Below are 25773 nucleotides of genomic sequence, written 5' to 3' on the forward strand. Positions count from 1 at the left end.
CCGTTCACTCGGCGGCCCCGAACGGGTCAGTGGCCGGCCTCACTCTGCGGCGGCGAGCACCTGTGCCAGGGCCGCCTTCAGCTCCCGGGCCTTCTGCGCGCGGAACTCCACCTCGAGGGGATGACGGATCTGGCGGTAGAGCATGTCGTCCTCATAGCGGGGGAACACATGAAGGTGGTAGTGCCACACGTGCTGATTGCCCGCGGGCTCATTGTGCTGGCGCACCGAGGTGCCCGGTGAGTTCCACGCCAGCTTGATCGCCAACGCCACATGCCGGGAGAAGAGGCTGACCTTGGTCAGCTGATCATCGTCCAAGTCGTAGAGTGCCTCCCGGTGGGCGACCGGGGTGATCATCGCGTGACCGGCGTGCGGGCCGAAGCCGTCGCAGGCGATGAACACCAGCACGTCGGCATCCTGATACACCAGATCGCTCAGCTCGCACCGGTTGGCCGGGTCGTCGGCGGTTCCGGCGGCCAGCTGGCAGAACGGGCACACATAGCCGTCCGGCTCATGGGATGCCCACACTGGGTCGCCGTCGTGGTGGGCAAGCTCTTCAGAGTAGTTCGGATGCTGATTGCCCATGCTCACACGTCTTCCGGGAACGAATAGTCCAGCAGGTCGAAGAGGAACTCGCTGACGGTGGCTCCCTCGGGGGTCCACTGGTGCTTGACGTTGTTCCGCCGGTGAATCAGCGGGTCCGGCACACCCACATCGGCGACGTCGACGCCCCAGACCCAGCGCTCCTCCTCATCCTCCAAGAACAGCAGGTAACCGTCCTCAGTCACCAGCTCATCAGGGTCGAAGATGAAGTGGTGGGCCTCCAGGATCTCCTCACAGGCGCCCAGGGCCAGGTAGAGCTCCTCCAGAACCAGGGGAAGCTGCGCCCGGTCGGGAAGCTCGGAGTCGGCCATCAGCTCCGCCAGCTCTTCGGGGCTGTATCCCTCCTGCTGCGACCACTGATCATCCAGGTACTTCGGTACTAGGGCCTTGAACTTCTCCAAGAACATCTCCGCCATGATGCCAGCCTATGCGATCGCCCCGCCGCGTTCGGTCACGCACTATGACTGCACTTTGGTGGGCAGAACCGGGCAGAAGCGGTCAGGATGCGTGACCGAACGGAGAGAGGACGGTGCGGGAAGAAGACCGGTGAGACATGACGTTGTGCAATAGGGCATACTGTTCTGAGGTAAATCTTGGAACCGACGACGCCGCCCGCGCCCCCGAAGCCGTCGTCGCGAAGCCACGGATAAAACATCGTGAAAGGAACAGCCCCTAACGTGTCTGAAAAGTTCGCCCACCGGCCCATCCGGATCGCCGTCGTCGGTGCAGGTCCCGCCGGAGTCTACGCCTCAGACATCCTTGCCAAGGCGCAGAAGAAGCACGACCTGACCTTCTCCATCGACCTCTTTGACCGCTACCCGGCGCCCTTCGGGCTGATCCGCTACGGCGTCGCGCCCGATCACCCACGCATCAAGGGCATCATCCAGGCGCTGCACAAGGTGATGGACCGCGGCGATGTGCGGCTGCTGGGCAACGTGGAGATCGGCAGCGACCTGACCCTGGAGGACCTGCGCGTCCACTACGACGCCGTGATCTTCGCCACAGGTGCGATCAGGGACGCGTCCATGGAGATCCCCGGCAATCACCTGCACGGCAGCTTCGGGGCCGCGGAGTTCGTCTCCTGGTACGACGGTCACCCCGACTTCCCGCGCGATTGGCCGTTGGAAGCTGAGCAGATCGCCGTCATCGGCAACGGGAATGTGGCGCTGGATGTGGCACGAGTGCTCTCCAAGCACGCCGATGACCTGCTGACCACCGAGATCCCGGACAATGTCTATGCCGGGCTGAAAGCCTCCCCGGCCACCGATGTGCGCATCTTCGGCCGCCGCGGCCCCGCCCAGGTGAAGTTCACCCCGCTGGAGCTGCGGGAGCTCTCGCACAGCCGTGATGTGGACATTGTGCTCTCGGAGGAGGATTTCGAGTTCGACGAGGCATCCGATGAGGCGATCAGGTCCGACAACCAGATCAAAACCATGGTCAATACGCTGACCAACTGGCTGGTCGAGCAGGAGGAGCGCACCGAAGAGGCGTCAAAGCGCCTGCACCTGCACTTTTTGCACCAGCCGGTGGAAATCCTGGAGGGCAAGCACGACGACGGCACCGGCACCGGCCGAGTGGCTGGCATCCGGTTTGAACGCATGGAGCTGGACGGCGCCGGCAATGTCACCGGCACCGGGGAGCACATCGACTACCAGGTGCAGGCCGTCTACCGCGCGGTGGGCTACTACGGCACCTCCGTGGAGGGTGTGCCCTTCGACGAGCGTCGCGGGGTGATCACCAACGAGGCCGGACGCGTGCTGGATGCGGATGGCCTGCACGTCCCGGGCACCTATGCCACCGGGTGGATCAAGCGTGGCCCGGTGGGCCTGATCGGCCACACCAAGGGCGATGCCCGCGAGACCATCAGCTGCCTGCTCGAAGACGTCGAGCAGCTTCCCGAAGCCGAAGACCCGCAGGAGAGCGCCGTCATTGAGCTGCTGGAGTCCCGCGGGGTGCAGTACACCACCTGGGAGGGCTGGCTGAAGCTGGACGAGTACGAGATGCAGCTGGGTCAGCAGGCCACCGAGTCCGGCCCAGTGGAGCGTGAGCGCGTCAAAGTGGTTCCCCGCGCCGACATGGTGCACCGCTCCCGCGTATAGCAGCCGGGCGGGTCCGGCTACTGCTGCGGCCCGGCCATCTGCTTCAGCCGCTCGATCCGATCCTCCATGGGCGGATGACTGGCGAACATCCGCTTAGCCTTGGCCCCGAAGGGGTTGGCGATCATCATGTGCGCGTGGGCGTCGTGCTTCGGATCCTCCTCAAGCGGGACGCGCGAAATGCCGTTGTGCAGCTTGTCCAGGGCTGAGGCCAGGGCAAGCGGATCGCCGGAGAGTTCGGAGCCGTCGGCGTCGGCGTCGTACTCGCGGGTGCGGCTGATCGCCATCTGAATCAGACTGGCGGCGATCGGCATCAGGATCACCGCGATCAGCGAACCGATGAGCACCAGCGGGTTTCCGCCCTGGCCGCCGCGGCCCCGTCCGCCGCCGAAGAGGATGAAGAACTGGGTGATCATGGTCAGGAACCCGGCGACGGCGGCCGCCACCGACGAGATCAGGATGTCGCGGTTGTAGATGTGCATCAGCTCATGGCCGGTGACCGCCCGGACCTCGCGCTCGGTGAGCAGGTTCAGGATGCCTTCGGTGAAGCAGACCACGCCCTTCTCCGGATTGCGGCCGGTGGCGAAAGCATTGGGGGTCGGCTGCGGGGAGATGAAGATCCGCGGCGCCGGCTCCTGGGCTCGCTCAGCCAGCTCTTCGACCATCTGGTAGAGCTGCGGGGCCTGATCACGGCTGACCGGATAGGCCTTCATGGCGCGCAGCGCGATCTTATCGGAGTTCCAGTACGAGTACGCCACCGAGGCGACGCCGATCCCGGCAAAGAGGAACAGAAATGCCGGCGAGGAGGTCGAGTAGGCGACGATGGCGCCGACCAGCATCACCATGGCGAACAGGAATGCAAGCAGACCGGCGGTGCGCAGTCGTCCATGGTGCTGGTGCATAAGTATTGACCTCGTACTCTCTAAGTGTTCGTCAGACCGGGGGGAGCCTGAAGCAGGCACAACAGCATTCTATGCGCCCGGCCTTGCCGAAGGCTCCACAAGAGGAGCAGCACCGGTATGCCGATCGTGCGGATTCCACCCCAGCCGCTTCTTCCACCTCCAGCAGCCCGGCACAGGCGGTGAGATTGACCACAGATTGGAAAAATTGAGCGGGGTTTCCACCCTGTTTACCCAGAGTTCACCTTCAACTGCGAGTGTTCTTCATGTACAGGAACTAGACCGTTCCAGTTCCACCGGAATGGTCGAGCCGAAACCTGATCGGAGAGATTGTGGCCGTACTGCCCGCGCCGGAGAAGCTGCACAAGCCTCGTCCCCGCCACTCTGCCGAGCCCCCCACATCCTCGCCGCACCTGCAGCCGGGCAGCCCGGTGGGCGGGAACTCCACCAGGACTCACACCGCGCTGAACTGGCTGATCGTTGCAGCCTGCGTCTACCTGCTGATCACCGCCGTCAATGTGATCGGTTCAGGCTTCGCCCTGACCGCCGGTGACCAGGCCGCCCAGCTCTTCGACTTCGCATCCAACCCCCTGGTGGGGCTGATGGTCGGCATTGCCGCCACCTCACTGATCCAATCATCATCGACGACGACCTCCATCACCGTAGGCCTGGTGGCCGGCGGGCTGCCCCTGGAGATCGCAGTACCGATCATCTTGGGCGCCAACGTTGGGACCACCCTGACCAACACCCTGGTCAGCCTGGGCATGGTCCGCGACAAGGCCCAGTTCCGCAGGGGCTTCGCGGCTGCGACGATCCACGACTTCTTCAACCTGCTGGCCGTGGTGATCTTCCTGCCGCTGGAAATGATGTTCGGGCTGCTGGAAACCGTCGCGTCATCGTCCGCCAACGTCCTCTCCGGCGCCGACGCCGGTTTCCTCGCCGCCATCTTCGGCGGTGTGGGGGCGGTGGTCAAGGGTGCGACCACCCCGGTCGCTGAGCTGATCGAATGGGCACTGAGCCCGCTGCCGGGCATCTGGGCCGGGGTGGCGATGATGGCAGTCGCCATCGCTCTGATCCTGGCCGTCATCAACCTCATCGGACGCAAACTGAAGACGCTGCTGGTGGGCAGGGCGCAGCGCATGCTGAACTCGGCCATCGGACGCGGCCCACTGACCTCGATCGGTTCCGGGGCCCTGGTGACCGCGATGGTGCAGTCCTCCTCGACCACGACGGCACTGATGGTGCCGCTGGCCGGCTCAGGAGCGCTGACCCTGCGTCAGATCTACCCCTTCACCCTGGGGGCGAACATCGGAACGACCCTGACGGCACTGGTGGCCGCATTCGCCTTCGACGGCGAGCTGGGCACCATCGCGCTGACCGCAGCCCTGGTCCACCTGTTCTTCAACGTATTCGCCACCCTGCTGATCTTCGGCATCCCGGGCATGCGCGAACTGCCGCTCAAGGGCGCCCAGTGGCTGGCGAACCTCGCCGTTGAGCGCAAAACCTACGCCGTGGGCTGGGTGCTCGTGGTGTTCCTCGCCCTGCCGCTGGCCCTGATCTTCCTGCTCTGACTCCCCACCAGCTCAGCGCATATTGACGAACTGCAGATCGGCGTCGTCGAAGTCTTTGAGCATCGCGATGACCGACTGAAGGTCGTCGCGGGACTTGGAGCTGACGCGCAGCTCATCGCCCTGGATGGTGGCCTTGACCGATTTGGGACCCTCGTCGCGGATCTGCTTGGAGATCTTCTTGGCGGTGGGCTGGTCTATCCCCTCCTTGATGGACCCCTCAATCCGGTACTCCTTGCCGAAGGCCTTGGGGTCGGAGGACTCGAAGGACTTCAAGGAGATGCCGCGCTTGACCAGCTTGGACCCGAAGACGTCCTTGACTGCCTTGGCGCGCTCCTCAGAGTTGGCGCTGATCGTGATGGCTTCGCCGGAGAACTCCACCGAAGCGCCGGTGCCGCGGAAGTCGTAGCGCTGCCCGATCTCCTTCTGCGCCTGGTTGAGCGCGTTGCTCACTTCCTGCTTGTCCACCTTGGACACAATGTCGAACGTCGATTCTTTCGCCACGGAGGCTCCCTTCTCTGACGGGTCAGTTCTCCCCACAGCGTAGATGACCGACGACGACGCCCGCTGCGGCCCTCTGCCCTGGGTAGCCGTGGACGTCAGCTGGCTGCGGGGCCGGATCCGGCGAGCATCGCGTTGATGTGCTCAGCCGAGAGGGTGTGGGTGGTGACCATGGCGGAGGCACCCAGCACGCCGGCCCGGCCACTGGTCACAGTGCCCACGATCCGCAGGTGCTGGGTGGCCAGCGGGAGGGAGCGGGAGTAGACCGATTCCCTGATTCCGGCCAGAAAGTGCTCCCCGGCCGTCGAGACCAGGCCGCCGATGACGATCACCGAGGGGTTGAGCAGGTTGACGCAGCTGGCCAGCACAGCCCCGACCTGTCTGCCGGCCTGGCGCACGGTGCGGACCGCGGCGGGATCGGCTGAACGCACCAGCTCCACCATCTCGGCCTGACCGGTCACGTCGAACCCCTGTTCGCGCAGCCGTGCCACGATCGCAGCCCCGGAGGCGACGGCCTCCAGGCATCCGAGGTTCCCGCAGGTGCAGGGGGTCTGATCGCCGTCCGGAACAGCCACGTGCCCCAGGTCGCCCGCTGCCCCCTGAGCGCCGTGCTGAAGCTGGCTGTCGCTGATGATTCCGGCGCCGACGCCGGTGGCAGTCTTGACGAACATCATGTGGTCCACATCCGGATACACCATGTCGTGCTCGCCTAAGACCATGGCGTTGACATCGTTGTCCACCAGGATCGGCACATCAAAGGTCCGGCGCAGGTGGGCCGGCACATCGAAGCCGTCCCAGCCGGGCATGATCGGCGGGCTGGTGGGCTTGCCGGTGGCGAACTCCACCGGACCGGGCAGGCCGATGCCGATGCCGATGAGCTTCTCGGGGGACCAGCCGGCCTCAGCCAGCAGGCGCCGGGCGATCTCACTGACAGTGTCGAGCACGGGAACCGGACCCTGATCGATGGCCAGCTCCAGCTCCTCCTCGGCTAGGACTTCGCCGGCCAGGTCAGTGACGGCGATGCGAGCATGGGTGCCGCCCAGGTCAACGGCCACCACGCAGCGCGCCGCGGGGTTGACGGAAAAGGTGGCCGGGGGGCGGCCCCCGGTGGATGAGTTCTCGCCGAAGGGGGCGATGAGTGAGGCCCCCAACAGCTCATCGACGCGGGCAGAGACGGTGGAACGGGCCAGTCCGGTCTGGGCCGCCAGGTCTGCGCGGGTCCGCGGGACCCCGTCACGCAGCAGCTGGAAGACGCTCCCTGGGCTCGTCGGATGTGCGGCCAGCAGAGGAGAGTGTGCTGCTCCCCGCGGCTCAAGCGACATCACACCAGTAGGCATACCAACAGTAAACCACCCGGACTTCTGATTGTCCTAGTCAAGACATCAAACGATGAACATCAGACTTTTGATTGACGATCGTTAGAAGTCCGCTTATGGTGTGTTTATGATCACGCCGACTCCTGATGGTGAGCTGCTGCGCATCCGTGGGCTCAGTAAGTCCTTTTTCGGCGTCGAGGTGCTCCACGGGATTGATCTCACTGTCCAAGCTGGAGAGGTCCACGGTCTCGTCGGGGAGAACGGCGCTGGTAAGTCCACGGTCATGAAAACTCTTGCTGGCGTGCACACGGCCGACTCCGGCAGTATCGAGCTCGATGGCAAGGAGGTCTCCTTTGACCACCCCCTGCAGGCGCAGAGGGGAGGAGTGGCGACCGTCTTCCAGGAGTTCAATCTCCTGCCAGAGCGCACCGTGGCAGAGAATGTCTATCTTGCCCGCGAACCGCGCAGCGGTGGGCTGGTGCAGCGCCGCCGCATGGAGCAGGACACCGCCTCGCTGATGCAGGATCTGGGCATCGTCGACATCGACGCCGGGGCCAAGGTTCGTACCCTCTCAGTCGCCCAGCAGCAGGTGGTGGAGATCGTCAAGGCGATGTCCTTTGACGCGCGTCTGATCTCCATGGACGAACCCACCGCCGCCCTGGCTGATCACGAGGTCGAACTGCTGTACCAGCTCATCGGACGGCTGCGAGAGCGAGGCGTCGCCGTGCTGTACGTGTCTCACCGGCTGCAGGAGATATTCGACCTGTGTGATCGGATCACCGTGCTCAAAGACGGCTCCTTAGTCGACACCGTCGAATCGAACGAGATCACACCTGATGAGCTGGTGCGCAAGATGGTGGGTCGCACTATCAGCTCCTTCTTTCCCGAGCCGCGCGAGGGCACGGAGATCGGTGACATCCGGCTCAGTGTCAGACAGGGCGGCAACCGCATGCTCAACGGAATCAGCTTCGACGTCCGTGCTGGCGAGATAGTGGGCCTCGCGGGTCTGCAGGGAAGCGGGCGGACGGAGATCGCACATGCACTCTTCGGCGTGGAGCGCTTCACACGTGGCAGCATCACCGTGGACGGTAGGACGTTCTCCCCGCGCTCTCCGCGGCAGGCGGTGCGTGCTGGTCTGGCACTGGTGACAGAGGACCGCAAAGCAGAAGGCCTGGCTCTCAACCAGTCCGTCGCTGCCAATGCCCGATTGGTCCTTGATGCAGCACTGCCGGGACGGGGCTCCTCCCGCGCTGCGCGATTATCGGGAATCCTGTCCTCCCTGGAGCTCGCCGCAGCCAGTGATGCGCAGGAGGTGCGGCTCCTCTCCGGCGGCAACCAACAGAAAGTGGTGCTGGCCAAATGGTTGGTCACTGACCCACAGGTCATGGTTCTGGATGAACCCACCCGCGGCATCGACGTCGGTGCCAAGCGTGCGGTCTACGAGCTGATGCGCGATCTCACAGCCGAGGGGATGGCGATCATCCTGATCTCCTCTGAGCTGCCCGAAGTCATCGGCATGTCTGACCGCATCGTCGTGCTGAACGACGGCGAGATCAGCGGCGAACTGCCCCACAATACCGACGAGGAGACCGTCATGAGCTTCGCGACCGGACAGGACAACGTGGAGGCAGCTTCATGAGTGACGGCGTCGTTGCTGCCGGCGGTCAGCCAGCGCGCACCAACCGGGTAGAGCGGCGTTCCCCTCTGACCTCGATCCCGCTGATCTACATCGCACTGCTGGGCACTCTCATAGTCGGTGCAGCCCTTATGGCGGTGAACGGGGAAAACCTGTTCAGCGGCGGGAACATCGTCGACATTCTTACCCGCTCCAGCTTGCTGGGCTTCATCGCCATTGGGCAGACGATGGTCATCCTGTGCCGGTCCCTTGACCTGTCGGTGGGCTACGTCGCCGCTCTGAGCAGCCTAGTTGCCGCCACCACCATGGATGGCGACCCCTCCCGCATCCCCCTCGGGGTTGCTGCCGGCCTGGGAGTCGCGGCCCTCGTTGGTCTGTTCAACGGAGTGGTGACGGCCAAGCTTAAGGTGCATGCTTTCATCACCACCCTGGGCGCGGGGCTGATCATCAAGGGATACCTCGACACCGTCTATCCTGGTCCGGCCGGGGAGGTCCCTGGTGCGTTCCAAGCCTTCGGCTACACGCGCATCGGATTAGTGCCCCTGTCTGCGGCCATCATGCTCATCATTGCGGTCTTCGGCGTGATTATGCTGCAGCGCACCCGGACCGGGCACAGAATGTTCGCCGTCGGGGGCAACGACGAGGTGGCTCGTCTCTCCGGCATCCGCACAGACCGCACCATCATCCTTGCGCACGTGTTCTCCTCCGTGATGGCAGGCGTGGCAGGGCTGCTGCTGGCCGCCCGCTTCGGCACAGGTGTGGGGGCGCAGATTTACGACGCCGGTTATGACCTGGACTCCATCGCGGCGGTCGTCCTGGGCGGCACCCTGCTGCTGGGCGGGCGCGGTGGAGTCGCCGGCACGATCGCCGGAGTCCTGATCCTCGGCGTCCTGGACACGATGTTCAATCAGCTGCAGATCGACCCGTTCTTCCGCGATGTCCTGCGCGGGATCATCATCATTGCCGCCGTCGCCGTCTACGCCCGGCGGCAGATCGATCCCACGAAGAGTCGCGCGCGCTTCGGGGAAAAGTCGGCCTCCCGCAAGGGTTCCACCGGAACGAGTCCTCCCGAACCCACTGGGGACAGCAGGGCCAGACGCGCCGGATCACGAGAGGAGCAGAGCGAATGAGTTCCGCCTCACCTGCAGCCACTGGACCTCTGGGTGCGGTACGCCGAATATTCGGCGGCGGCACCGGACCGGTGTTCGTGGTGCTGCTGACCCTGCTGGTGGTCATGCTGCTGCTCAACCCGTCGTTCTTCCAGCCTGCCTCGTTGATGGCGTTCCTGCGCAATGCCGCACCATTGATCATCCTGGCCGCCGGACAGTACTTCGTCATCGTCTCTGGTGAGTTCGACCTCTCCGTGGGCAGCCTCGTGGGAGCCCAGGTGGTCATCGCGGCCAAGCTCATCGATGGTGATGAGAGTCGGACCTGGCCGGTCATCATGCTCATGCTGGGCTTCGGACTGTTGGTGGGGCTGGTCAACGGACTGGTGACCACGCTGCTGAAGGTGCCGTCCTTCATCACCACCTTGGGCATGATGCTGGTGCTGGCCGGCGCGATCCGGCTATGGACCGGCGGAGCGCCGACCGGAGCACTGTCGGAGTCCTTCCGTCAATGGGGCCGCATGGGAATCGAGGTGCCCGTCCTGCGGCAGATCCCGTACGCAGCCCTGATCATGATCGTCATCGCCGTCCTGACGGTGCTCCTGATGCGCGGGCCCTACGGGCGCACACTCGTCGCCACCGGGGACAACGACGTGGCAGCCTCCTTCGCCGGCGCACAGGTGTGGCAGGTGCGCACTCTTGCCTTCGTGCTCTCCGGGCTGCTGGCCACGGTGGCCGGAATCCTTATCGGCGGATTCGCCGGGGTGACCGCGCAGGTCGGTGACGGAATGGAGTTCACTGCCATCACCGCCGTCGTGCTCGGCGGGGTGGTCCTCGGGGGTGGACGCGGCTGGATCGTGGGTGCGATGGCCGGGGCCCTGACCTACCGGCTGCTCGAGCGCCTGCTGGTGCAGCTGGACATGCCCTCAACTCTGAACCCGACCATCCAGGGCGTGATCATCATTCTCGCCCTGGCCTACGGATCGCGTCGCCTCTGGGGGCGAAGGCGCCGACGCGCAGCCCAACCGATCACCACCAAACCCCAACCCTCAGGAGCCGAATGACCTGACCAAGACTTGAGCCTGACTGCCCGCAAGCCGGCCCGGACCGGTGCAGGCCCCGGCCACTGACGACCCATCCCTGTACTCACTCGCAACCAAGGAGCGTAAAGATGCGCCGTAGTAATCGCATCCTCATAGGCGGCCTGACCGCCATAGGACTGACCCTGACCGCATGCACCACCGACGCGCCGACTGACGACGCCGAGACGGAGGTTGAGCAGGAAGCTGAAACCGATGCTGGCACCGATGACGGTACCGCGGAGCAGGCCGACGACGGATCCGACGGCGGCACCGAGGAAGGTGAGTTCTTCGTCCGCGAGGAGTATGAGCGTCAGCTCGCCCAGCGCGACATGGAACCTGAGGGCGACCCGGACACCCCGTGGATGCAGATGATCGACGTCGATGAGATGGTCGACACCTCCGAGTTCGCCGTCGACGGCCCACAGGACCTGTGCTTCTCCAACGCCTCGGTCGGAAACCCGTGGCGCGTGACCGGCTGGATCACCATGCAGGAGCAGGTCGAAGTCCTCCAGGACGAGGGTGTCATCGGGGAGTTCCGCACGGCTGACGCGGCTGACGACGACAACCAGCAGATCTCCGACATCCAGTCCTTCATCAACGACGGCGACTGCGGGGCCATCATGATTTCCCCGTCCACCACCGCCACTCTCACCCCCGCGGTGGAGGAGGCCTGTGACAGCGGTGTGCCGGTGATCGTCTTCGACCGCGGAGTCAACACCGACTGCGCGGTGACCTTCATCCACCCGATCGGCGGCTACGCCTACGGTGCCACCGGGGCGGAGTTCCTGGTGGATAACCTCGAGGCCGGCGACTCGGTCCTCGCCCTGCGTATCCTTCCCGGTGTGGACGTGCTCGAGCACCGTTGGGGCGCGGCCAACGACATCTTCTCCGACTCCGACCTTGAGGTCGTGGGCGTGGAGTTCACCGAGGGGGACGCCGCCCAGATCAAGGACATCGTGACCCAGTACCTGCAGCGTGGCGACGTCGACGGCATCTGGATGGACGCCGGTGACGGTGCGGTGGCCGGTGTGGAGGCCTTCGAAGACATGGGAATGGACTACCCGGCCTTTGTGGGTGAGGACGAGCTGGGCTTCATGCGCAAGTGGGACGAGACCGGCATGGACGCCGTGGGCCTCTCCTACTCCAACTTCCAGTGGCGCACCCCGGTGCTGGCCGCCGAGATGATCTGGAACGGTGAGGAAGTGCCTGCCGAATGGGTGCTGCCACAGTCTCCGGTCACCGAGGACGACCTGGGTGAGTACCTGGAGGCAAACTCCGAAATGCCGGACCTGCACTACGCCAAGTTCGGCGGCGAGGATCTGCCCGGCTTCCCGGAGGCATGGCAGGACCGCTGACCCATGATGAACCCCGCTGCGGGGGTGGGCCAGTCTCACCCCCGCAGCACCCCTAGCAGAGAGGCCTCGAATCGATGAGCTCGGCTCCTCACCAGATTGGTGTCAACACCTGGGTCTGGACGTCACCGCTCGACGACGACGCGCTGCGCCGTCTCGCCCCGCAGATCAAAGCATGGGGCTTCGACCTCATAGAGCTGCCGGTGGAGAACATCGGTGATTGGGATCCGGCTGCTGCTGCGCGTCTGCTCAGCGACCTTGGACTCGGCGCCACCCTCACCCTGGTGATGGGCGAGGGTCGTGAGCTCGTCGCCACCGACGCCGCCACCGTGGCCCGCACCCAGGACTACCTGCGCGGGGTCGTGGATGCTGCCCACGCCGTCGGTGCTTCAGTCATCGCCGGGCCGGCCTACGCTTCGGTCGGACGCACGTGGCGGATGAACCACGCCGAACGGCGCGAGTGCTACGCCCAGCTCACCCAAAACCTGGGTCCGGTGGTCGCCTACGCCCAAGAGGCCGGAGTCCAAGTCGCCGTCGAGCCGCTCAACCGGTACGAGACCTCCCTGATCAACACCGTGGACCAGGGTCTCGACGCCCTGGCCGACCTGCCGGCCGCGGGGTGCGGACTGCTGCTGGACATCTACCACATGAACATCGAGGAAACCGACATCCCGGCAGCCATCCGCCGCGCAGGGGACCGGATCGCTCACGTGCAGGTCTGTGCCAACGACCGCGGAGCACCCGGCGCGGATCACCTACCCTGGCCCGCGGTTCTCCAAGCCCTCAACGATGCCGGCTACCGCGGACCGCTGTGCATCGAGTCCTTCACCGCCGACAACGCCACCATCGCCACGGCTGCCTCCATCTGGCGGCCGCTGGCACGCACGCAGGATGCCATCGCCGTCGACGGTCTTGCCCACCTGCGCGAGCTGATGACCTGAGCAGCATCTTCTCACCCCACCCCGTTCAGACGCAGGAATCGGCGCATGATTGCGCCGGCGCCGCAACCTACTTTGGAGGAATCACCACCATGACTGATAACCGACCGCACCTGCGGGTCGCCATGATTGGTCACTCCTTTATGGGCCGGACCCACTCCCAGGCGTGGCGGAGCGCCCCGCGGTTCTTCAACCTGCCGCTGGTCCCAGAGATGGCCGTGCTGGTCGGCCGCGACGCCGAGCGGACCCAGGCCGCGGCCGAAAAGCTCGGCTGGGCGGAGGCGGCGACCGACTGGCGTGCCGTGCTGGAGCGTGATGATGTTGATCTGGTCGACATCTGCACCCCCGGGGACAGTCACGCAGAGATCGCCGAAGCCGCCCTGGCGTCCGGAAAGCATGTGCTGGTGGAGAAGCCGCTGGCCAACTCCGTGGAGGAGGCCGAATCGATGGCCGCTGCCGCGCGCCGGGCCCGCGAGTTCGGGGCGCGCTCCATGGTGGGCTTCACCTACCGGCGGGTGCCTGCGCTGCAGCTGGCCCAGCAGCTGATCGCCGAAGGTCGGATCGGTGAGATCCGACAGGTCCGTGCCCAGTATCTGCAGGACTGGCTGGCCGACGCCGAAGCCCCGCTGGGGTGGCGGTTGGACAAGGAGAAGGCCGGATCCGGGGCGTTGGGCGACATCGGCGCACACATTGTGGACATGACCTGTTTCCTCACTGGGCAGCGGTTCGCCGGCGTCTCCGGGATGCTGGAAACCTTCGTCCACGAACGGCCCGTCGCGGAGTCCTCGGCGGGGCTCAGCGGCACCGCAGGCGTCGGCCGTGGTCCGGTCACCGTCGACGACGCCGCATTAGCGACTGCCCGACTGGAATCTGGGGCCACGGTGTCGCTGGAGGCCTCACGCTTCGCGTGGGGCCGGAAGAACGCCATGCGCATCGAACTCTCCGGCACCCAGGGAGCCATCGCCTTCGACTTCGAAGACATGAACGTGCTGGAAGTCTATGACGCGACCGAACCGGCTCGCACCGCCGGGTTCCGCCGGATCCTGGCCACCGAGCCGGAGCATCCGTACCTGGAGGCCTGGTGGCCGCCGGGTCACGCGTTGGGCTACGAGCACGGTTTCACCCACCAGGTCGTAGACCTGGTGGAAGCCATCGCCGCCGGGGAGGACCCGACCCCGTCCTTTGATGACGGCCTGCATGTGCAGCGGGTGCTCGACGCCGTCGAGCGCTCCAGCCTGAACGAAAACCGGTGGACCCAGATTCAGACGCCGACCAGCTAGAGCACGTACGAGCGGAGATGATCACTATGGCACGACCTGTCACCCTGTTCACCGGCCAGTGGGCCGACCTGCCCTTCGAGGAGGTGGCCCGACTCGCCGGCGAGTGGGGCTACGACGGACTCGAGATCGCCTCCTGGGGCGACCATCTGGACCCTTGGCGCGCCGCCGAGGACGACTCCTATGTGCAGAACCGGCTCGACATCTTGGAGCGCAACGGGCTGAGCGTCTATGCGATCTCCAACCACCTGAAGGGCCAGGCCGTCTGTGACGACCCCATTGACGCCCGCCACCGCGACATTCTTCCCGACAGAATCTGGGGCGACGGCGATCCCGAGGGTGTGCGGCAGCGCGCCGCCGAGGAGCTGAAGGTCACCGCCCGTGCCGCAGCCCGGATGGGGGTCAGCACGGTTACCGGCTTCACCGGATCGGCCAGCTGGAAGTATGTGGCGATGTTCCCGCCGGTCGCTGATGAGCTGGTCGAGGCCGGCTACACCGACTTCGCCGACCGGTGGAACCCGATCATGGACGTCTTCGACGAGGTCGGGGTGCGCTTCGCCCTGGAGCCCCACCCCTCGGAGATCGCCTACGACTACTGGACCACCCAGCGCACCCTGGAGGCGATCGGCCACCGTGAGGCCTTCGGCCTGAACTGGGACCCCTCGCACATGGTGTGGCAGCAGATCGACCCCGTGGGCTTCCTCTGGGACTTTCAGGACCGGATCTACCACGTGCACTGCAAGGACACGAAGCTGCGGCTGACCGACGGTCGCAGCGGCCGGCTGTCCTCGCATCTGCCGTGGGGGGACCCGCGGCGCGGCTGGGACTTCATCTCGGTGGGCCGCGGCGATGTGCCCTGGGAGGATGCCTTCCGGATGCTCAACGCGATCGGTTATCAGGGCCCCCTGTCAGTGGAGTGGGAGGACGCCGGTATGGACCGACTCATCGGTGCCCCGCAGGCGTTGGAGTTTGTCCGCAGCAACGCGTTCGAGCCCTCGCAGGCCGCCTTCGACGCGGCGTTCTCCACCAAGTAGCAGACACCAGCACACCACGACGCCGGCGGTGGCAGCTGATGCAATGCGGCCCACCTGCCGTGCGGCCCGGGAGGGGTCCTATACACTTTTGAAATGGTTCGCATGCGCGGTAAGAGCACCAGATTGAGTGCACTGACGGTGGCCGGGTTCGCTGCCGGGTTGATGCTCATCGGAACGGCGCCGGCGACGGCGACTGCGCAGACCTCATCGGCCACCGGTGCGGCAGAGCCGGAAGTCGCCGAACCAGACATCCCGGTTCTCGGGCAAGCCGTCGGAGGCCAGTCCGCAGGCTCAGTTGACCCGACCCGCCAGGCCCTGGTGTCCCTCCACGGAGTCCGACGCGCCGACTCCTCCACCGTGGTGTACTGGTCAGCCGGGTGGACTCCTGACACGGAGTCCGGTGACCGAGCAGACCTGACCAACACCTTTAGCCATTCCCTCTCCAGACTCGGTCTGAAGCGCCCACACGGGGAGACCACCTCTGATGTGGCCGTCGTCGACGTCGAGGGCATGAAGGCCTACACCCCTGTCATTAATGAGCAGGAGGCCTGCTACTGCAGCGACTTCCTGACTGCGCTGCCCAGTGAGTACGGCGTCGACGTCGAGCCTGCGCCCGGAAAGGCGTATGTGATGTATGCCATCCTGCCGGAGCTGCCCGAGTCACTGGAGTCCGCGACGGTCAAAGTCGCCGGGAAGGTTTTCACCGATGTCCCGGTCGAGGACGGGGAGATGACGCCCGAGGTGGATGCCGATGAGCCGATCCTGGTCGGCACCGGTTGGCCCGAGCTCGAGCCCTCAAGCATTCAAGAGGTCGGCGACCTCGATCGCTTCGTGTACTCCCTTTCGAAGAACTCCGCGGTCCTCGACTCTGGGGTCTCCAACCGCGAGGAGGAAGAGCAGACGAGCATCGACATCTCCGCTAGTGTCCTCTTTGACATCGACGAGGCCGCCCTCACCGAAAACGCCGCTGCGGAGGTCCGTACTGCCGCCGGTCAAATCAAGGACTCCGGCATCACCGGCGCTATAACTGTCACCGGTCACACCGATTCGGTCGGCACCGAGGAACACAACCAGGATCTCTCCGAGCGCCGCGCCGAGGCGGTGGTGGAGGAGATCACTGCCCACCTGCCTGATGACATCGAGGTCGAAAGTGCCGGTAAGGGCGAGACCGAGCCCATCGCCTCCAATGAGACTGATGCGGGCAAGCAGAAGAACCGCAGAGTGACGATCACTATCCCGGGAGACGCCTCATGAATCGCCAGGATCGCGCGCTTGCTGCTGTGCGACGGCTGGCAGCGCTGACCGCTGGGGTCACCGTCGTCCTTGGCCTTAGCGCCTGCGCTGGTGACGATGCCGCAGGCGAGACCAGCGGCAACTCCAGCGAGGGTTCTGCAGACGAGACCAGCGGCGAGCCCAGTGACGGAGCCAGCAGTCCCACCCCGGCCTCGGAGGATGACGACGACGCCCCGGGGACAGACCAGTCGGCTGCGCTCTTTGAGGCGTACTCCGCCCCCGAGCCCGTCGGCACGGCCACCTGGGAGGGCCAGACCCTAGAGGTCTTCGAGGTGGACTCGACCGCCGCCGGCACCCGTCTGGCCTTCCAGCTCAGCAGCCCCGAGAACGACCACGCCGACATGGACGCGCGCAACTGGAGCGAGCTTCCGCAGCTGGTAGACAGCGCCGGGGAGCTCGCCTACCAGCCGCTGACGGTCACGCAGCCTGCATACGGGAATGAAGACGAACAGCGGCTCTGCCTGTGCACCGGACAGGAAGCCGTCGGCTCTGGTCCACGTATGCAGCACATCCTTTACGAGCCCTTGCCCGACGGCGTCACATCGGTGGACGTCACCTACGGCGACTTTGAACCCGTGACCGTCTCAGTCGAGCACTGAGTGGCGGCGTCGTCGTGCTGCGGGGTCCTCTCTGGGGGTTCTCTGCGGGCCAGATCAGATCATGTCGCGCCCCTCGTCGCGGGCCTTCTGCCAGTCACTGATGAATCCTCGCACCAGCACCCCGAAGACGATCAGGACCAGGGCGGGCCACATCAGCACATAGGTCGTGAGCAGCATGGTCTCCATATTCAGCCTTCCTTTCGGGCAGCGCTGAGCGTCGTATCACCGTCGGTCTCAGATGCAGCGGCGTTGTTGTCAAAGTTGCCCACGCGGTCCTGCACTGTGCTGAAGTCGAAGGTCGAACTGTTGCGCCAGCACATGACCAGTACGATCAGCGTGCTGACCGCGTAGGCGACCAGGGAGGCGCTGAGCACGGTGTACTCGTGCAGTGAGCCCACTGCGAACGGAAGCGTGATCAGGGCAGCTGCCACACCGGTGATCTTGCCCGCGCGCAGCCCGAAGAACCCGAAGGCCATCAGGCCCAGGATGACGCCGACGCCCACTGCCGCAAGCACGTCCACCGGCAGCGAGAAGATGGCGTACTCCAGCGGAAACAGCCCGAACCGTACCGGGATGAAGATCGCCAGGGCCGCCAGCACTGCTGTGACGAAGGCGGCGTTGGTGACCTTCTCCCAGTAGAAGCTGGCGATCACGGGGAACACCAGGGCGCCCCAGAGTGCGCCGACGAAGACCAACATGTCCAGAATGTCCATCTGCAGGCCTGCGAACACCACGGCGGTGGTTGTCGCCAGGATCATCGTCACCCGGCCCACGTACAGCATCATCTTGGGGCTGGCCTTGCCGCGGCGAGCCACGTTCTGGCCGTAGATATCTGTCATCACAATAGATGACAGGGCCGACAGGTCAGAGTCTGCGGTGGAGGAGAGCGCGCCGATGATCACTATCAGGAACAGGCCCACCAGCACGGTCGGCAAATACTCTGCGGCCATCTGCGGGATGATGTTGTTGGTGTCGCCGTTCATCGGCTCCATGCCGAGGTACAGTGCGAGCACGCCCAGCATGCCCACCCCGATGACCATTGCGGCATAGCCGATGGTGGCGGTGATGAATGTGGGCTTGATCAGGTCCTCGCGTACGGCGAAGAGCCGCTGGGCGATGGTTTGGTTGCCGATTGCATACGCCAGCACGGCTGCAATGTAGGGGGCGCCCTGATACATGAACGCCTCGGAGGAGAAGAAGTTCGACTGCTGGGGAGTCAGGTTCGAGGCTCCGGATTCGAAGGCGGCGGGGAAGCCTGCCGCGAAGAAGATCACCGGAATGATGATTCCCACCAGCAGCAGCATGGCCAGCACCTGCATGACGTCGGTGAGGGAGGACGCGCGGAATCCCGACCAGAAGGTGTAGAGCAGCACGCCGGCGGCGACAATCAGGGTGCCCTGGACGAACGAAAGTGGTGAGAAGAGCGCGATGATGGCGCCGCCGGCGACGAAGTTGCTCATCAGGCTGATGAGGCTGCCGACCACATTGGAGCCGGCAAGCATCAGCTGGCTGGAGCTGCCGTGCCGGGCGCGCATGATTTCGGCCAGCGTATGGGCCTTCGGGGCCACTTTGCGGATGCGCCGTCCGAAGGGGTAGATGAACAGGATCATCAGCGCGCCCCAGAGGCCGTAGTGGATGGGACCGGAGATTCCGTAGGTGTAGCCGGAGGTTGCTGATGCGTAGAGCGAGGAGGCCCAAATCCAGGTGGCCGTCATACTCGCTGCGGCAATTCCGAAACCTACGCGGTTTCCGGCGGTCATGTAGGCGTCGGCATTTTCCTTCCTTTTGCGGATCCGCAGAGCCACAAACAACGTAATTCCATAGAACGCTAAGAGGAGAATCAGCACCGTACCGGTGCTGAGAATAGATGAACTGCTGTCCATTGAGTTCCTTCCGTGCATGTACCCGTGGTTTCAGGGCGCGACGTTGCCAGCGAAATTTCAGGAAAATCTCATAGGGCCGCCAGGTGCGCCAGCGATCAGCATAAGCCGGAACTTGGCCTGCCCTATTCTGCGGCCCCATCGAACGAATGGCCTTCTTCGCGTCTATCACGCGGATATTCGCGGTTCCTGAATGGATTCTTATGTGAGGCACACCACAGGAAACCTCCCTCACCAGGGGCCCTTGGGGCGGTACAGGGCGAGTTTTTAGAGAGGTCATCAGTGGCCGATGCGGGCGGGGTGGCTCTGAATTCGAGAATTTTCAGGGTCTTCGGTAAAGTTGTCAGGTGCCTTGCGCGCAGGGCGCCATCTTGGCGGGCTACCCGAGCGGCCAAAGGGGGCTGACTGTAAATCAGCTGGCATTGCCTACGTGGGTTCGAATCCCTCGCCCGCCACCGCAGGAACAGAAGGGACCCCGAAAGCTGTCGGGGTCCCTTCTTCTGCCGGGGCATTTCACCTACTGCGTAACGCGCACTGTGCCTCCACTTCCTAGGATGTCTGCCGTATCGTGGCCCCCATGGCAACTACTGACCTGACCCAGGACAACTTTCAGAAGACCCTCGATGAGTCGGACATTCTGTTCATTGATTTTTGGGCCGATTGGTGCGGCCCGTGCAAGCAGTTCGCCCCCGTTTACAGTGCGGCCTCCGAGCAGCACCCGGAGATCATCTTCGGCAAGGTAGACACCGAGGCGCAGCAGGAGCTCGCCGCGGCAGCCAACATCTCGTCCATCCCCACGATCATGGCCTTCCGTGAGAACGTGCTGGTCTTCTCCCAGCCCGGCGCGCTGAACGCCGAGCAGCTGGACGAGGTCATCGGCGCGGTCAAGGGCCTGGACATGGAGGAAGTGCACAAGCAGGTCGCCGAGCAGGGCAACGAGGAAGAGCAGTCTCCGCAGGGCTGATGCCGCGGCAGCACAGCTCAGAACAGCTCAGCGCTGGCGGTGATCCTCCGGCGCCACCCGCGGGCCGAAGCGCTGATGCCGAAACCCGGAGAGTCCCAGCAGCCGCACCACGCGCTGCCGGTGCGGGCGGAAGGGCTCCAGCAGCTCCAGCATGCCGTCGTCGTCGGTGCGCCTGCCCGTCAGCGCCTCGCCCACAAAATGGGCCAGATGGAAATCGCCGACCGCAGGCAGGTCAGCGGCACCATGGGAGCGCTGCAGCGCCTCTGCGGTGGTCCAGGGGCCCACTCCGGGCACTGCGGTGAGCCGTTCGGCGAGCTCGCCCACGCTGGATGTACTCAGGCCGGTGGCCCACGCCAGGCGGTGAATGCTGCCGGCGCGTTGGGTCACCTGCAGGACTGTCCTGGCCAGCGGCGGCTGGACCCACATGCGGTGCCACTGCCAGCTGGGCACCCGCTTCAGCTGGGCACCGGAGAGGGGCAGCCGCATGCCCTGCGGTGGGGCGAGTCCTGCAGCCGTGGGCGGGCGCTCTCCGTGCTGGCGCAGCAGGTTGCGCCACGTGTGGCGGGCCTGGCCGTGAGTGACCTTCTGCTCCAGGGTCGCGGTCACCAGTTGGTCGAACAGGGCCCCGGTGGCAGGAAGCCGCAGGCCCGGGAAGCGGTGCCTGAGCCGGGCCAGCAGCGTCGAGGTGCGATCATCGCGAGCCTTCAGGAGCTGCTGAAGCGGACCCCAGTCGTCGTCGGCGCCCAATAGCGTCGGCGCGCTCCGCACTGCGGCACCGGCCGCCTGCTCAGAGGTGGCCAGCGCACGGACTCGGACGACTGAGGCGTCCAGCTGATCGAACCGGTAGGTGAGCTGGCCCAGCTCGGTCCCAGATCCCTCGGATCCGGGCCCATAAACTCGTCGGCACAGCCAAGCCCCGGCACCTGGGGTCCCTCCGGCAGTGCGGGTGTAGTCCCCCGGGTCGACCTGCACAGCCGGGTCGCCGCGGCCGCGCTGCAGCACTGAGAGCGTGCGCGACAGATCATAGGGTGCCCCGAAGTCCACGAACGACTCTTCTCGGTGCACCATGCCCCCTACTGTAAAACGCGCAGATTGCCTTATGAGTCGATGGAGGTAGGCGGCGTCAGTGCCCGCCGGTAGCCTGGTGACCATGAACTACGCGCAGTCCATCGTCGAATTGATCGGCAGCACCCCGATGGTGAAGCTCAACAGCGTCACCGAGGGAATCACCGCCACCGTCCTGGTCAAGCTTGAGTATCTCAACCCCGGCGGATCCATCAAGGACCGGATCGCGCTGAAAATGATCGAAGAAGCTGAGGAGCAGGGAAAGCTCACCCCCGGCGGCGTCGTGGTGGAGCCCACGTCTGGCAACACGGGGGTGGGGCTGGCCATGGTCGCCCAGCAGAAGGGCTACCGGTCCGTGTTCGTGGCCGTGTCGAAGGTCGCCCAGGAGAAGCGTGATGTGCTGCGTGCCTACGGGGCCGACGTGGTGGTGGGGCCCGACGGCGTCGACGCACAGTCACCGCTGAGCTACTACGGAATCTCAGATCAGCTGGCTGAGGAGATCGCCGGCGGCTACAAACCGGACCAGTTCTCCAATCCTGCGGCCCCGGCCAGTCACTACGAGACCACCGGCCCGGAGATCTGGCAGGACACCGAGGGTCAGGTCACTCACCTGGTGGTCGGCGCCGGCACAGGCGGCACCGTCACCGGCACCGGACGCTATTTGAAAGAGGTCTCGGCCGAGCGTGAATCCGGGCCGGTGCGGGTGGTGGTGGCAGACCCCGACGGCTCCGTCTACTCCGGCGGCGAGGGCCGGCCCTACTTCGTGGAGGGAGTCGGCGAAGACATCTGGGTCCCCAACTACGATCCCGAAGTCCCGGATGAGCAGCATGCCATCACCGATGCCGAATCCTTCGGAATGGCCCGGCGGCTGGTCACCGAGGAGGGCCTGCTGGTCGGGGGCTCCTCCGGCACTGCAGTGGCTGCCGCACTGAAGGTGGCCAAGGACCTCGGCCCCGACGACGTGGTGGTCGCCGTACTGCCTGACTCCGGACGCGGCTACCTGGGAAAGATCTTCAACGACCGCTGGATGATCGACCACGGCTTCGGCGAGGTGGTCTCCCGCTCCGGTTCATCCGGCACCGAGATCAGTGTGAAGACCACGCAGGAGGTCAGCGCCGCTGTGGCCGCCGGAACCGTTGCCGCTGATCCGTCTGCCGAGGCGGCCGCCGGTGCCCACACGGCGACGGCGGGCAGCGTCCTCGGCGCGAAGCGGGACCTGCTTGACAGTGCGCTGCCGGCTGTCATCTCCGTCCCCACAGACACCACGCTGCGCGAGGCAGTCAGTGTGATGAACCGCTACGGGGTGGACATTGTGCCGATCATCGACCGGCCCGCCGGCACTGCGCGCATCGGAGAGGTGCGCGGCGTCGTGGATCTTGCCCAGCTCTCCGAGAACATCATTGTTGGTGAGGCGGCACACGATGAGCTGGTCACCGAGCATCTCCGGGCTGACCTTCCCCTGGCCGGCATCACCGAGACGGTTCCGCAGCTGCTGAGCAAACTGCGGACCAGCCCGACCCTCCTGGTGACCCACAACGGCGATATTGTCGGGGTGCTCACCCGCAACGACCTGCTGGCCCACCTCGCCGACACCGAACAGCACAGCACCGAACAGGGCAGCACTGAACAGACCAGTGCAGACGAGGAGAACTGACCATGACTCACCACGACGACGCCGGCACCGGGCCGCGCTTTGCCACCCATGCCATCCACACCGGTCAACAGGTCGATCAGGTCTACGGAGCTGTGGTGCCCCCGCTGCACTTGTCGACCACCTTCGCCCCTGACGGTATCGGAAACCTGCGCAACGGTTACGACTACGGTCGGGCCGGCAACCCCACCCGCACCGCCCTGCAGGCCCAACTGGCTGCCCTGGAGGGTGGAAAGCACGCCTTCAGCTTCGGCTCCGGGCTGGCCGCCGAGGACGCCGTGGTCCGCGGTCTGATGCGCCCGGGTCAACGGATCGTGATGGGAAATGACGCCTACGGCGGCACCTTCCGACTGTTCGAGAAGGTCCACGCCGCCTGGGGTGTGACCAACACTCCGGTCGACCTCAGCGATCACGACCGCATCGCCGCAGAGCTGCAGCACGAGGATGCCACCATGCTGTGGGTGGAAACTCCGTCGAACCCCCTGATGAGCATCACCGATATCGCCGCACTTGCTGATATCGCCGGTGCCAACGGTGCGCTGCTGGTGGTCGACAACACCTTCGCATCCCCCTACCTGCAGACGCCGCTGGCACTCGGAGCCGATGTCGTGGTGCATTCGACCACCAAATACATCGGCGGACACTCTGATGTGGTCGGCGGCGCCGTCGTTCTGGGCTTCGGCGACTCCGCCGATGATCTGGCTGAGAAGGTCGCCTTCCAGCAGTTCGCCGTCGGCGCGGTCTCCGGGCCCCTGGACGCCTACCTCACCACCCGCGGACTGAAGACCCTCGGGGTGCGGATGGACCGTCACTGCAGCAACGCCCAGACTGTGGCAGAACACTTCCAGGACCATCCAGCAGTGGAACGGGTGCTCTACCCCGGACTGAGCAGCCACCCCGAACACGAACTGGCAAAGCAGCAGATGAGCGGCTTCGGCGGCATGGTGTCCATCCAGCTGGCCGGGGGCGAACCGGCAGCCCGCAAAGTGGCTGAGGCGACGCGCTGGTTCATCCTTGCGGAGTCACTGGGCGGGGTGGAGTCGCTGATGAACTACCCCCATGAGATGACTCACGCCTCAGTGCGCGGCACGGAACTGGCCGTACCAGAGAATCTGCTGCGGCTGTCGGTGGGCATCGAAGACGTTGAGGACCTGATCACCGATTTGGAGGAGGCCCTCGGAGGACTCTGAGGCCCGGTCGCAGACTGTTGTAATCTGGCAGGCAGGCGGCCGTCCGCCGTCGACCGGGAACGGACACAACATCTTTGATGGAGGATCTCATGACACAGCCACCGAGCTCAGAGAACTGGGAACAGCCTCAGGGCGGCTACGGCCCTCCGCCACGTCAGGCGGGACCTGACACAACCGGCTTCTTCAAAGCACTATTCGACTTCAGCTTCAAAAGTTTCGTCACTATCAAATTTGCGGCAATCATCTACGGGATTGCGCTGGTGCTGATCGGTATTTTCACGCTGATCGGAGTCATACTTGCGTTCGTCACCATGACCGAGGAGCCTCTCGTCGGCTTCTTCACGCTGGTGCTGGTGGTGATCCTAGCGCCGTTCTACCTCATTCTGGTGCGGCTGACTCTGGAGCTGTACGTGGCGATGATCCGTACTGCTCAGAACACCGCAGCCACCAAATCCGAACTTGAGAACCTGCGCTGGGACATGTCCCAGCGCGGCTGAAACCCTTTGTACCCTTTCCGCAGACTACAACTATGACGTCCAGGAGTGCACAGGCCACAGATGAGTGAGAACGAGGGGCACCGCGATCGGGACGCTTCGCCCACACCCCCACCGCCGGGTCCACCACCGGGGTACAGGCCACCGCAGCCGCCCGACGCAACTCCGAGCGACGAGTCCCCACACGGGCACAGCCAACCCGGTCATGACCAGCCCGGTTACGATCAACCCGACGAGGCGCCCATTGCGGCGCCTGGACCGCAGGACGACGCCGGCGGGGCGGGGCAGTCCTCCGCCAGCGCCGGTGCAGGGTCTGCAGCTGAGCCGCGCCAGTACGCCAGGGCACCGGAGATCACCGTCAAAGTTCCAGACTCCCTGAAGTCCATGAGACGCAGCCACTGGCTGGCGCTGGTGATCAGCCAGACCACGGCCTACGTGACGCTGCTGCTCTTGGCACTGGTGTCGGTCATCGGGCTCACCATCGGGCTGCTGCTCAGCGGCAGTGAGGACCTCAGCGCGCAGGTTCCCGACATGCCCACCGGCATGGACCTCGGTCCTTCGGCCTTCATCCTGTTCCTCACCCTGCCCTTTCAGATCGCCGCGGTGTGGCTGTTCGGGACGTTCGGCGTCAGCATCTCCATGCACGAGAGCATGACCCAGATGCTGCCCACAGGAGGTGACATGGGTGGGAACCTGTGGGCACCGAACCTCCTCTACCTCGCGCTGGCTATGCTCGTGGCGGTCTGGGTCGGGCGCACTGTGCTCAGGCGTACGCGCCAGAGGGCCATCACCGAGGTGCCGCGTCTGGGCCGGCTGATCGCCAACGTCGTGCTGGCCCTGGTGATGGCGGGGGTGACCCTGCTGGTGACGTGGCTCTTCTCCTTCCGTCACGGTCTGAGCCTGACTGACTTCGCCGCGCTTGAGGGTGCCGCGGACGGCCAGGCTCAACAGCTGGGCGGGTTCCTGGGCATTGACGCCTCCGAGACGGTGCTTTCCATGAACGGGAACGCCGCTGGGGGCAGCATGTTCCTGACCGCGTTTCTCTTCTACCTGCTCATCGGACTGGTGCTCTCTGTCGGTTCAGGAATCTTCACCAGGGTGCGCAGGAAGGTCGAGTACCTTCTGCCGTCAGCATCCGGCGTCCCCCGTGTGCTCGGCGCCCATGCCCTGATCGTCGTTGTCCCCGTGGTGATCTACCAGGTAGTGGACATGACCATCAGCAACGGCTCGGC

23 protein-coding genes, 1 tRNA gene and 1 pseudogene are annotated in these 25773 nt (G+C 65.1%); 17 read left to right on the top strand and 8 right to left on the bottom strand.

Annotation, left to right across the window (positions count from 1 at the left end):
* Positions 1-39: 39 nt before the first annotated feature.
* Both FHX47_RS09340 and FHX47_RS09345 read right to left on the bottom strand, forming a co-directional pair.
* Positions 40-582, bottom strand: a complete 543-nt coding sequence (locus FHX47_RS09340; protein ID WP_183358671.1) for an HIT family protein — start codon at positions 580-582, stop codon at positions 40-42.
* A 2-nt stretch (positions 583-584) separates the two neighbouring features.
* On the bottom strand, positions 585-1016 hold the full coding sequence (locus tag FHX47_RS09345) for a hypothetical protein (RefSeq protein ID WP_183358672.1): 432 nt from the start codon (positions 1014-1016) through the stop codon (positions 585-587).
* A gap of 261 nt (positions 1017-1277) precedes the next feature.
* On the opposite strand from FHX47_RS09345, the gene FHX47_RS09350 reads away from it, so the two are divergent.
* A complete protein-coding gene (locus FHX47_RS09350) occupies positions 1278-2699 on the top strand; it encodes an FAD-dependent oxidoreductase (protein WP_183358673.1) in 1422 nt (473 codons plus the stop codon).
* A gap of 17 nt (positions 2700-2716) precedes the next feature.
* On the opposite strand, the gene FHX47_RS09355 is transcribed toward FHX47_RS09350, so the two are convergent.
* Positions 2717-3598: a M48 family metalloprotease gene (locus tag FHX47_RS09355; protein ID WP_183358674.1), complete on the bottom strand. Its 882-nt coding sequence runs from the start codon at positions 3596-3598 to the stop codon at positions 2717-2719.
* A 329-nt stretch (positions 3599-3927) separates the two neighbouring features.
* Between FHX47_RS09355 and FHX47_RS09360 the strand changes: the two genes are divergently transcribed.
* On the top strand, positions 3928-5166 hold the full coding sequence (locus tag FHX47_RS09360) for a Na/Pi symporter (RefSeq protein ID WP_343064361.1): 1239 nt from the start codon (positions 3928-3930) through the stop codon (positions 5164-5166).
* Positions 5167-5178: 12 nt separating this feature from the next.
* Here FHX47_RS09360 and FHX47_RS09365 read toward each other — a convergent pair whose 3' ends face one another.
* Together FHX47_RS09365 and FHX47_RS09370 are read right to left on the bottom strand one after the other, a co-directional pair.
* Positions 5179-5667, bottom strand: coding sequence for a YajQ family cyclic di-GMP-binding protein (locus FHX47_RS09365; RefSeq protein ID WP_183358675.1), 489 nt, complete (start codon positions 5665-5667; stop codon positions 5179-5181).
* Between the two features lie 95 nt (positions 5668-5762).
* On the bottom strand, positions 5763-7001 hold the full coding sequence (locus tag FHX47_RS09370) for an ROK family transcriptional regulator (protein ID WP_246328153.1): 1239 nt from the start codon (positions 6999-7001) through the stop codon (positions 5763-5765).
* Between the two features lie 106 nt (positions 7002-7107).
* Between FHX47_RS09370 and FHX47_RS09375 the strand changes: the two genes are divergently transcribed.
* From FHX47_RS09375 to FHX47_RS09415, 9 genes are all read left to right on the top strand, one after another.
* On the top strand, positions 7108-8619 hold the full coding sequence (locus FHX47_RS09375) for a sugar ABC transporter ATP-binding protein (protein ID WP_183358677.1): 1512 nt from the start codon (positions 7108-7110) through the stop codon (positions 8617-8619).
* On the top strand, positions 8616-9746 hold the full coding sequence (locus FHX47_RS09380; protein WP_183358679.1) for an ABC transporter permease: 1131 nt from the start codon (positions 8616-8618) through the stop codon (positions 9744-9746). Before FHX47_RS09375 ends, FHX47_RS09380 begins: the two co-directional genes overlap by 4 nt.
* Positions 9743-10786 carry an ABC transporter permease gene (locus FHX47_RS09385; RefSeq protein ID WP_183358681.1) on the top strand — a complete coding sequence of 348 codons (1044 nt, stop codon included), beginning with the start codon at positions 9743-9745 and terminating at the stop codon, positions 10784-10786. Before FHX47_RS09380 ends, FHX47_RS09385 begins: the two co-directional genes overlap by 4 nt.
* A gap of 107 nt (positions 10787-10893) precedes the next feature.
* Positions 10894-12159, top strand: a complete 1266-nt coding sequence (locus tag FHX47_RS09390; protein WP_183358683.1) for a substrate-binding domain-containing protein — start codon at positions 10894-10896, stop codon at positions 12157-12159.
* Positions 12160-12233: 74 nt separating this feature from the next.
* Positions 12234-13097 (top strand): sugar phosphate isomerase/epimerase family protein, encoded by an 864-nt coding sequence (locus tag FHX47_RS09395; RefSeq protein ID WP_183358685.1) that lies wholly within the window; start codon positions 12234-12236, stop codon positions 13095-13097.
* Between the two features lie 89 nt (positions 13098-13186).
* Positions 13187-14374: a Gfo/Idh/MocA family protein gene (locus FHX47_RS09400; RefSeq protein ID WP_183358686.1), complete on the top strand. Its 1188-nt coding sequence runs from the start codon at positions 13187-13189 to the stop codon at positions 14372-14374.
* A 26-nt stretch (positions 14375-14400) separates the two neighbouring features.
* Positions 14401-15405: a sugar phosphate isomerase/epimerase family protein gene (locus FHX47_RS09405; RefSeq protein WP_183358687.1), complete on the top strand. Its 1005-nt coding sequence runs from the start codon at positions 14401-14403 to the stop codon at positions 15403-15405.
* A 93-nt stretch (positions 15406-15498) separates the two neighbouring features.
* Positions 15499-16659, top strand: a complete 1161-nt coding sequence (locus tag FHX47_RS09410) for an OmpA family protein (protein ID WP_183358688.1) — start codon at positions 15499-15501, stop codon at positions 16657-16659.
* A complete protein-coding gene (locus tag FHX47_RS09415; protein ID WP_183358689.1) occupies positions 16656-17297 on the top strand; it encodes a hypothetical protein in 642 nt (213 codons plus the stop codon). The genes FHX47_RS09410 and FHX47_RS09415 overlap by 4 nt, the downstream gene beginning before the upstream one ends.
* Positions 17298-17351: 54 nt before the next feature.
* Here FHX47_RS09415 and FHX47_RS10680 read toward each other — a convergent pair whose 3' ends face one another.
* Together FHX47_RS10680 and FHX47_RS09420 are read right to left on the bottom strand one after the other, a co-directional pair.
* On the bottom strand, positions 17352-17483 hold the full coding sequence (locus FHX47_RS10680) for a putative transporter small subunit (protein ID WP_221206325.1): 132 nt from the start codon (positions 17481-17483) through the stop codon (positions 17352-17354).
* A 2-nt stretch (positions 17484-17485) separates the two neighbouring features.
* Positions 17486-19180, bottom strand: coding sequence for a sodium:solute symporter family protein (locus FHX47_RS09420; protein ID WP_183358690.1), 1695 nt, complete (start codon positions 19178-19180; stop codon positions 17486-17488).
* Between the two features lie 370 nt (positions 19181-19550).
* On the opposite strand from FHX47_RS09420, the gene FHX47_RS09425 reads away from it, so the two are divergent.
* Positions 19551-19632: transfer RNA gene (locus FHX47_RS09425), tRNA-Tyr, on the top strand.
* 122 nt (positions 19633-19754) lie between these two features.
* On the top strand, positions 19755-20141 hold the full coding sequence (locus FHX47_RS09430; protein WP_183358691.1) for a thioredoxin family protein: 387 nt from the start codon (positions 19755-19757) through the stop codon (positions 20139-20141).
* Between the two features lie 27 nt (positions 20142-20168).
* Here the strand turns inward: FHX47_RS09430 and FHX47_RS09435 are convergent, their stop codons facing one another.
* Positions 20169-21209: a DNA-3-methyladenine glycosylase family protein gene (locus FHX47_RS09435; protein WP_183358692.1), complete on the bottom strand. Its 1041-nt coding sequence runs from the start codon at positions 21207-21209 to the stop codon at positions 20169-20171.
* Between the two features lie 82 nt (positions 21210-21291).
* Between FHX47_RS09435 and FHX47_RS09440 the strand changes: the two genes are divergently transcribed.
* The 4 genes and pseudogenes from FHX47_RS09440 to FHX47_RS09455 form a co-directional block, all read left to right on the top strand.
* Positions 21292-22860 carry a pyridoxal-phosphate dependent enzyme gene (locus FHX47_RS09440; RefSeq protein WP_183358693.1) on the top strand — a complete coding sequence of 523 codons (1569 nt, stop codon included), beginning with the start codon at positions 21292-21294 and terminating at the stop codon, positions 22858-22860.
* Between the two features lie 2 nt (positions 22861-22862).
* Positions 22863-24047 carry a cystathionine gamma-synthase gene (locus FHX47_RS09445; RefSeq protein ID WP_183358694.1) on the top strand — a complete coding sequence of 395 codons (1185 nt, stop codon included), beginning with the start codon at positions 22863-22865 and terminating at the stop codon, positions 24045-24047.
* Positions 24048-24136: 89 nt separating this feature from the next.
* The gene (locus FHX47_RS09450; protein ID WP_183358695.1) at positions 24137-24544 is read left to right on the top strand and encodes a DUF4282 domain-containing protein; all 408 of its coding nucleotides are present in this window, start codon (positions 24137-24139) and stop codon (positions 24542-24544) included.
* Between the two features lie 60 nt (positions 24545-24604).
* Positions 24605-25773: pseudogene (locus FHX47_RS09455) on the top strand (hypothetical protein); the annotation flags it as partial.

It is taken from the genome of Garicola koreensis (assembly GCF_014195445.1).
GTDB classification, from domain to species: domain Bacteria; phylum Actinomycetota; class Actinomycetes; order Actinomycetales; family Micrococcaceae; genus Nesterenkonia; species Nesterenkonia koreensis.

Excerpts from the sequence above, each read along its gene's own strand:
- FHX47_RS09340 (WP_183358671.1), bottom strand. The coding sequence starts at position 582 with ATGGGCAATCAGCATCCGAACTACTCTGAAGAGCTTGCCCACCACGAC.
- FHX47_RS09345 (WP_183358672.1), bottom strand. The coding sequence starts at position 1,016 with ATGGCGGAGATGTTCTTGGAGAAGTTCAAGGCCCTAGTACCGAAGTAC.
- FHX47_RS09355 (WP_183358674.1), bottom strand. The coding sequence starts at position 3,598 with ATGCACCAGCACCATGGACGACTGCGCACCGCCGGTCTGCTTGCATTC.
- FHX47_RS09370 (WP_246328153.1), bottom strand. The coding sequence starts at position 7,001 with ATGCCTACTGGTGTGATGTCGCTTGAGCCGCGGGGAGCAGCACACTCT.
- FHX47_RS09375 (WP_183358677.1), top strand. The coding sequence starts at position 7,108 with ATGATCACGCCGACTCCTGATGGTGAGCTGCTGCGCATCCGTGGGCTC.
- FHX47_RS09380 (WP_183358679.1), top strand. The coding sequence starts at position 8,616 with ATGAGTGACGGCGTCGTTGCTGCCGGCGGTCAGCCAGCGCGCACCAAC.
- FHX47_RS09385 (WP_183358681.1), top strand. The coding sequence starts at position 9,743 with ATGAGTTCCGCCTCACCTGCAGCCACTGGACCTCTGGGTGCGGTACGC.
- FHX47_RS09390 (WP_183358683.1), top strand. The coding sequence starts at position 10,894 with ATGCGCCGTAGTAATCGCATCCTCATAGGCGGCCTGACCGCCATAGGA.
- FHX47_RS09395 (WP_183358685.1), top strand. The coding sequence starts at position 12,234 with ATGAGCTCGGCTCCTCACCAGATTGGTGTCAACACCTGGGTCTGGACG.
- FHX47_RS09400 (WP_183358686.1), top strand. The coding sequence starts at position 13,187 with ATGACTGATAACCGACCGCACCTGCGGGTCGCCATGATTGGTCACTCC.
- FHX47_RS09405 (WP_183358687.1), top strand. The coding sequence starts at position 14,401 with ATGGCACGACCTGTCACCCTGTTCACCGGCCAGTGGGCCGACCTGCCC.
- FHX47_RS09410 (WP_183358688.1), top strand. The coding sequence starts at position 15,499 with ATGGTTCGCATGCGCGGTAAGAGCACCAGATTGAGTGCACTGACGGTG.
- FHX47_RS09415 (WP_183358689.1), top strand. The coding sequence starts at position 16,656 with ATGAATCGCCAGGATCGCGCGCTTGCTGCTGTGCGACGGCTGGCAGCG.
- FHX47_RS10680 (WP_221206325.1), bottom strand. The coding sequence starts at position 17,483 with ATGGAGACCATGCTGCTCACGACCTATGTGCTGATGTGGCCCGCCCTG.
- FHX47_RS09420 (WP_183358690.1), bottom strand. The coding sequence starts at position 19,180 with ATGGACAGCAGTTCATCTATTCTCAGCACCGGTACGGTGCTGATTCTC.
- FHX47_RS09430 (WP_183358691.1), top strand. The coding sequence starts at position 19,755 with ATGGCAACTACTGACCTGACCCAGGACAACTTTCAGAAGACCCTCGAT.
- FHX47_RS09435 (WP_183358692.1), bottom strand. The coding sequence starts at position 21,209 with ATGGTGCACCGAGAAGAGTCGTTCGTGGACTTCGGGGCACCCTATGAT.
- FHX47_RS09440 (WP_183358693.1), top strand. The coding sequence starts at position 21,292 with ATGAACTACGCGCAGTCCATCGTCGAATTGATCGGCAGCACCCCGATG.
- FHX47_RS09445 (WP_183358694.1), top strand. The coding sequence starts at position 22,863 with ATGACTCACCACGACGACGCCGGCACCGGGCCGCGCTTTGCCACCCAT.
- FHX47_RS09450 (WP_183358695.1), top strand. The coding sequence starts at position 24,137 with ATGACACAGCCACCGAGCTCAGAGAACTGGGAACAGCCTCAGGGCGGC.